5 protein-coding genes are annotated in these 7,431 nt (G+C 72.0%); all 5 read left to right on the top strand.

Going from position 1 to position 7,431, the window contains the following annotated elements:
• The first annotated feature begins 178 nt into the window (after positions 1-178).
• The 5 genes from EIO00_RS21865 (at position 179) to EIO00_RS21845 (ending at position 7,336) form a co-directional block, all read left to right on the top strand.
• Complete coding sequence (locus EIO00_RS21865) at positions 179-1,201, top strand: glycoside hydrolase family 18 protein (protein WP_241661515.1); 1,023 nt, start codon at positions 179-181, stop codon at positions 1,199-1,201.
• A gap of 175 nt (positions 1,202-1,376) precedes the next feature.
• Positions 1,377-1,580, top strand: a complete 204-nt coding sequence (locus EIO00_RS21860; RefSeq protein ID WP_140181953.1) for a hypothetical protein — start codon at positions 1,377-1,379, stop codon at positions 1,578-1,580.
• A gap of 357 nt (positions 1,581-1,937) precedes the next feature.
• Positions 1,938-2,858 (top strand): 4-hydroxy-tetrahydrodipicolinate synthase, encoded by a 921-nt coding sequence (dapA, locus tag EIO00_RS21855; protein WP_140181951.1) that lies wholly within the window; start codon positions 1,938-1,940, stop codon positions 2,856-2,858.
• Between the two features lie 37 nt (positions 2,859-2,895).
• Positions 2,896-4,581, top strand: a complete 1,686-nt coding sequence (locus tag EIO00_RS21850; RefSeq protein WP_140181949.1) for a ribonuclease J — start codon at positions 2,896-2,898, stop codon at positions 4,579-4,581.
• Between the two features lie 85 nt (positions 4,582-4,666).
• Positions 4,667-7,336, top strand: a complete 2,670-nt coding sequence (locus EIO00_RS21845) for an FtsK/SpoIIIE family DNA translocase (RefSeq protein ID WP_140181947.1) — start codon at positions 4,667-4,669, stop codon at positions 7,334-7,336.
• Positions 7,337-7,431: the final 95 nt, after the last annotated feature.

Raw genomic sequence — 7,431 nt, 5'->3', positions numbered from 1 at the left:
CGGGCGCCCGCCGCCCGGCGCGCGTCGTGACGCCCCGCGGCCGCGCGCTCCCCTCGCCCCTCGCGTTCCGCGGGCCGCGCACGCCTCCGGCGCCGGACGACCGGCGGGCGCGCCGGTGAACGTTCGGGCGCCGCCGCACATCTCATGATCGGTGTCGATCTTTCGGAGGTGGGCCGTGATGCGGTGGGTCCGTCGGACGGGGCGAGCGGCGGTCTGGGCCCTCGGCTACGCGCTGGTGCTGCTCGGCCTCTTCATGGCGCACACCTGGGCCGGGCTGCAGACCGAGCCGCGCTCCGGGGGCACCGCGGTCAACGCCCTGTGGGCGCGGCACCAGTGGGTGGGCGAGCCGCACACCGAACAGGAGTATCGGGCGCTGGCGGACCTGCTGCACCGCAACCGCATCACCGACGTGTTCTTCCACGCCGGCCCGTTCGAACCCGACGGCGGCGTCCCGCCCGCCAAGTACGCCCACGCCCGGAGGCTGATCGAGGCGATGCGCACGTACGCCCCCGACGTCCGGCCGCAGGCGTATCTCGGCCAGATCCGCAAGGTGGACGGATACGGCCTGGTGGACCTGGACGACCCGGCCGTCCGCGCCCGGGTGCTGGAGACCGACCGGATCTTCCTGGACCTGGGCTTCGCGGGGATCCACTACGACTTCGAGCCGATCTACCCCGACGACGAGGCGTTCCTGGAGCTGCTCGAGCGCACCCGCGAGCTGACCCGGTCCAGGAACGCCGTGCTGTCGGTCGCCGTCGAGCAGCTCACCCTCGCCGACTGGACGCAACCGATCTACCGGGCCCTCCTCCCCAAGGCGGGGCGGAGCGTCCACTATCCGCCCCGCCCCACCCGGGACTACCTGCGCCGCGTGGCGGACCTGTGCGACCAGGTGGCGATCATGACCTATGACGTGAGTCTGCCGACGAAGGCCATGGTCGGCTGGCACTTCGCTGCGCACACCGAATGGACGCTGCGGCTCATCGGCGACCGCACCACGGTGTTCATGGGCGTCCCCACCTATCGCCCGCTGATGGACTGGGCAGAAGATCTACCCACGGCTTTGCGCGGCGTCCGGCGCGGCGTGGACGCCCTGGAACGCCCGCCCGCCAGGCCTTTCGGCGTCGGCGTCTACGCCGAGTGGACCACCGACGCCCGCGACTGGGCCCGCTACCGGGCGGACTGGCTGACCGTCGGGGAATAAAACCTTGGCCGCTCCGTTACCCTCTGTATGACGTTCCTCGACTGTTGTTTTCGCAGGTAAAGGCAGTGTCATAGGGGTGTCCGCCCGTGGGCGGACGACGGTGCGGGCCGACGGCCGGAGGGCCGGCGGCCGGTCGACAGGAGGGCGCAGTCGTCGACTGCCGGGAGTGAGGTCGATGAAGATGAAGGAGAACGCGACGGTGGCCCGCTGCCTCGGAGAGCTGGCGGCGGAGTTCTCCGGGTGGCGCTTCGGTCGCGGCGGCTCGGGGTACTGGTGGGCGGTCCGCGGCAACGAGCTGGTGCGCACGCTCAGCGTCGACGAGCTGCGCGCGCGCCTGCGCGAGCTGTCGTCCGCCGCAGCGGCCAACGCCTCGCGCTGACGTCGGCGGGCGTCCCGACCTCCCGCCCCGCCCGCCCGCATCGACCACCGCCGGCTCCGGCTGGGCCCGGCCCGACCCGCGGCGGCGCACGGCCGTCGCATCGCTCGCCCGAATGCGGAAGACCTCCCCGCATCGTGCTGTAACGACTCTCTCCCCCGAGGCGATGTCGGGGGTGGACGCCGCGGCTGTACGTACCCCCGAGCGCACAGCCGCGGCGTCCGTCCACCTCCGCCCGCCTCTACCCGCGTCGAAGCCCGCCCATCGAGCGCCGATCCCGCCCGCCGGGCGCGTCGTCCCGCGCCGGCGGATCGCCCCTGCGGGCGCGCCTCGGCCGGTGAGACCGGTACCGTTCGGGTCATGGCACCCAGCACTACGAGTGACGCCCCGTTCGGGCGGATGCTGACCGCGATGGTCACACCGTTCGCCGCCGACGGCTCCGTGGACTACGACGGCGCCGCCCGGCTGGCCGCTTACCTGGTCGACGAGCAGCGCAACGACGGCCTGGTCGTCAGCGGGACCACCGGCGAGTCCCCGACCACCAGCGACGAGGAGAAGGACCGCCTGCTGCGGGCGGTGATCGAGGCGGTCGGCGATCGCGCGGTGGTGGTGGCCGGAGTGGGCACCAACGACACCGCCCACACGGTGGAGCTGGCCCGGGCCGCCGAGCGGGCGGGTGCGCACGGCCTGCTGGTCGTCACCCCCTACTACAACAAGCCGCCGCAGGAGGGGCTGCTGGCGCACTTCCGGACGGTGGCCGACGCCACCGACCTGCCCGTCATGCTGTACGACATCCCCGGCCGCACCGGCACGCCGATCCACACCGAGACGCTGCTGAGGCTGGCCGAGCATCCGCGGATCACGGCGGTCAAGGACGCCAAGGGCGACCTGTTCGCCGCCTCGACGGTGATGACCGCCACCGACCTGGTGTTCTACTCCGGCGACGACAACCTCAACCTGCCCTGGCTGTCGGTGGGGGCCGCCGGATTCGTCAGCGTCATCGGCCATGTCGTCGGCGCCGACCTCCATGAGATGATCGAGGCGCATCGGGCCGGTGAGGTCGACCGGGCGCTGGCGATCCACCGTCGGCTGCTGCCGGTGGTCACCGCGATCATGACCCGCACCCAGGGCGCCATCGCCGTCAAGGCGGCGCTGAACCTGCTCGGCCGCCCCGGCGGCACGGTGCGGCCGCCGCTGGTCCCGGCGACGTCGGAATTCATCGCAGGACTGCGGGAAGACCTCGCACGAGGTGGAGTCAAGGTGCCGGAGGTGCATGCGTGAACGGCACGTACCGGACGCGCGGACGGGTGGGATGCAGGTGAGCCATCCGCATCCGGAACTGTCCGCCCCGCCCGCCCTCCCCCCCGAGGGAATGCGCATCGTCGCGCTCGGCGGCCTGGGCGAGATCGGCCGCAACATGACGGTGTTCGAGTTCGGCGGCCGGCTGCTGATCGTCGACTGCGGGGTGCTGTTCCCCGAGGAGGAGCAGCCGGGGGTCGACCTGATCCTGCCGGACTTCGAGTACATCAGGGACCGGCTCGACGACGTGGAGGCGGTGGTCCTCACCCACGGGCACGAGGACCACATCGGCGGGGTGCCGTTCCTGCTGCGCGAGCGCGCCGACATCCCGCTGGTGGGCTCCACGCTGACGCTGGCGCTCATCGAGGCCAAGCTGACCGAGCACCGCATCAAGCCGGTGACGGTCCGGGTCGCCGAGAACGAGCGACACCGGTTCGGCCCGTTCGACTGCGAGTTCCTGGCGGTCAACCACTCCATCCCCGACGCGCTGGCGGTGGCGATCCGCACGCCCGCCGGGCTGGTGCTGCACACCGGCGACTTCAAGATGGACCAGCTGCCGCTGGACGGCCGGCTGACCGACCTCGGCGCGTTCGCCCGGCTCGGCGCCGAGGGCATCGACCTGCTGCTGTGCGACTCCACCAACGCCGAGGTGCCCGGGTTCGTCACCAGCGAGCGGGAGATCGGCCCGGTCATCGACGAGGTGTTCCGCACCGCCCAGGAACGGATCATCGTGGCCTGCTTCGCCTCGCACGTCCACCGGGTGCAGCAGGTGCTGGACGCGGCGGCCGCCAACGGGCGCAAGGTCTGCTTCGTGGGCCGCTCGATGGTCCGCAACATGGGCGTGGCCGGCGAGCTGGGCTATCTGCGGGTGCCCGAGGGCATCCTGATCGAACAGCGGCAGATCGAGGACATCCCGCCGGACCGGCTGGTGCTGGTGTGCACCGGCTCGCAGGGCGAGCCGATGTCGGCGCTGTCGCGGATGGCCAACCGCGATCACCAGATCCGCATCACCGAGCGCGACACGGTGATGCTGGCCTCCTCGCTGATCCCCGGCAACGAGACCGCCGTCAACCGGGTCATCAACGGCCTGACCCGCTGGGGCGCCCGGGTGATCCACAAGGGCAACGCCCTGGTGCACGTGTCCGGGCACGCCTCGGCCGGCGAGCTGCTGTACGTGCTCAACCTGACCAAGCCGAGCAACTTCATGCCGGTGCACGGCGAGTGGCGGCACCTGAAGGCCAACGCCCGGCTGGCCGAGCTGACCGGCGTCCCCAAGGAGAACATCGTCATCGCCGAGGACGGCGTGGTGGTGGACCTGGTCAACGGGCAGGCGAAGATCGTCGGCGCGGTCCCGGCGGGCTACGTCTACGTCGACGGCCTGTCGGTCGGCGAGATCACCGAGACCTCCCTGAAGGACCGCCGGATCCTCGGCGAGGAGGGGTTCGTCTCGGTCGTGGTCGGAGTGGACTCCTCCACCGGCAAGCTGGTGGCCGGCCCGGAGATCCACGCGCGCGGCGCGGGCATCTCCGACGAGGACTTCGACGAGGCCATCGAGCGGATCGAGGCGGTGCTGCGGGAGGCGGCCGCCGACGGCATCAGCGACCTGACCCAGCTCAGCCAGCTGATCCGCCGCACCGTGGGGCGCTGGGTGAACGAGAACTACCGCCGCCGTCCGATGATCGTCCCGGTGGTGGTCGAGGTCTAGCCCCCGGGGCGGCCGACGCCGCGGCTCGACACGCGGACCGGACATTGCCGGGGTTTCGGCTGAGCTTCTCGTTACTCTCGTCATCATGGCCACACGTGCGTCTGAAGGAGCGCAAAGCTCCTCGCGTACGCGCGCGAGCGCGGCGAAGCGGCCCCCCGGCAAGGCGGGCGCCGAGCCGCGCAGGCGCCCGGCCGGCGGCGGATCGGGGTCCCGCGGCGGCGCCCCGGCGAGGAAGGGCTCCGGTCGCCGCCCGGCCAAGGGCAGGGCCCCGCAGCGCCGACCCGATCCGCTCGGCGCGCTGCTCCGCGGCTGCCTTCGGCTGCTGTTCCGGCTGTACCTGCTGCTGGCCGGCGCGGTGGGGTCGATCGTCCGGGCGTACGGCCGGGGCGCCCGCGACCTGGACGCCGAGCACCGGCGGGACGGACTGGGACTGGCGCTGCTCGGCGCGTCGATCGTGCTGGCCTCGGTCACCTGGTTCCGCCCCGAGGGCGTCGTCACCAAGGCCCTGGAGCAGGTCGTCCGCGGCTCCCTCGGCAAGCTGGCGATGGCGCTGCCGGTCATGGTGGCCGCCCTGGCCTGGCGGACGCTGCGCCACCCCGAGCGCGGCGACGACACCGGCCGGGTGGTCATCGGCGCCAGCGCCCTCGTGGTCGGGATCCTCGGCATCGTGCACATCGCCGCCGGCACCCCCTATCCGGGTGACGGCATGGGCCCGGTCCGCAAGGCCGGCGGCCTGGTGGGCTGGCTGGTGGCGGCCCCGCTGGAGGCCGCGCTCAGCGCATGGGTGGCCGTTCCGCTGCTGCTGCTGGTGACGGGCTTCGGGCTGCTGGTGGTCACCGCGACCCCGATCTACCGGGTGCCCGAACGCCTCCGCGACCTGCGGGATGTGATCCTGCTCCGCGAGCGCGGGACCGTGGAGGACTATCTGGAGGACGCCGAGCCCTCCGACGGGAGGCCCGCCCGCAAGTCCGCCGGGAAGCCCGCCGAGAAGCCCGCCCGGTCCCGGCGGCGCGCGTCCGCGGCCCGCAAGGGCGCCGGGGGAGCCGACGGGGCCGGCGGCCCCGCCGACGGCGAGCTGGAGATCGGCGAGCACTCCCGCCCCTACGACACCCCGGTGCTGGAGGGGGGCGACACCGGTCCGCAGCCGCCGCGCGACCTGGCCGACGACCTCTTCGAACCGGAGTCCGGGCCCGATCCCGAGCCCGACCCGCCCGCTCCGGCGCCCGAGCCCCCCGAGCCCTCCCCGCCGCCGCGCAAGGTCGAACAGCTGCCGCTGAACTCCTCCGGGGAGATCTACCAGCTGCCCGACCCGTCGCTGCTGCGGCCCGGCAGCGTCGCCAAGCCGCGCACCAAGGCCAACGACATGGTGGTGGCGGCGCTCACCGAGGTGCTGGAGCAGTTCGACATCGACGCCCAGGTCACCGGGTTCACCCGCGGCCCGACGATCACCCGCTACGAGATCGAGCTGGGCCCGGCGGTGAAGGTGGAGAAGGTCACCGCCCTCACCAAGAACATCGCCTACGCGGTCAAGAGCCCGGACGTGCGGATCATCTCCCCGATCCCCGGCAAGTCCGCGATCGGCGTGGAGATCCCCAACGTCGACAAGGACATCGTCAGCCTCGGCGACGTGCTGCGCTCCCCGGTGGCCATGAACGAGCACCACCCGATGGTGGTGGGGCTCGGCAAGGACGTCGAGGGCCGGACCGTGGTGGCCAACCTGGCCAAGATGCCGCACATCCTGATCGCCGGCGCCACCGGGGCGGGCAAGTCGACCTGCATCAACGGCCTGATCACCTCGGTGCTGATGCGGGCCACCCCCGACGAGGTGCGGATGGTGCTGGTCGACCCCAAGCGGGTCGAGCTGACCATGTACCAGGGGATCCCCCATCTGATCACCCCGATCATCACCGACCCCAAGAAGGCCGCCGAGGCGCTGCAGTGGGTCGTGGGGGAGATGGACCGTCGCTACGACGACCTGGCGGCCTCGGGGTTCCGGCACATCGACGACTTCAACAAGGCGGTGCGGGCCGGGCACCTCAAGCCCCCGCCCGGCAGCGAGCGGGTCTACCAGCCGTATCCGTATCTGCTGGTGATCGTGGACGAGCTGGCCGACCTGATGATGGTGGCGCCGCGGGACGTGGAGGACTCCATCGTCCGCATCACCCAGCTGGCCCGGGCCGCCGGCATCCACCTGGTGCTGGCCACCCAGCGGCCCAGCGTCGACGTCGTCACCGGCCTGATCAAGGCCAACGTGCCGTCCCGGCTGGCGTTCGCCACCTCCTCGCTGTCCGACAGCCGGGTGATCCTGGACCAGCCGGGCGCCGAGAAGCTGGTCGGCCAGGGCGACGCGCTGTTCCTGCCGATGGGCGCCAGCAAGCCGATGCGGCTCCAGAACGCCTACGTGTCGGAAAAGGAGATCCAGGTGGTGGTGGCGCACTGCAAAGCGCAGATGCAGCCGGTCTACCGCGAGGACGTCACCGAATCCGCGGCCCCCAAACGGGAGATCGACTCCGACATCGGCGACGACCTGGATCTGCTGTTGCAGGCCATCGAACTCGTCGTCACCACGCAGTTCGGATCCACCTCGATGTTGCAGCGCAAACTGCGCGTCGGGTTCGCCAAGGCGGGCCGATTGATGGACCTGATGGAAAGCCGCGACATCGTCGGGCCCAGCGAGGGCTCCAAGGCCAGAGAAGTGCTGGTCAAGCCGGACGAGCTGCCCGAAGTGCTGGCCCGCGTGCGAAGCGGCGGGTAGCGCCCGTACCGGACGGGACGGGGGTTACCGGGCGATCGCCGGGATGTTCCCCGAATGATGCGAAATCTTGCCCTGTCCCGGGCGCGTTCCGTATC

Origin of the sequence: Thermomonospora catenispora (assembly GCF_006363815.1) — a bacterium.
Lineage (GTDB): Bacteria > Actinomycetota > Actinomycetes > Streptosporangiales > Streptosporangiaceae > Thermomonospora > Thermomonospora catenispora.
This window is presented reverse-complemented; position numbering and strand designations above follow the sequence as displayed.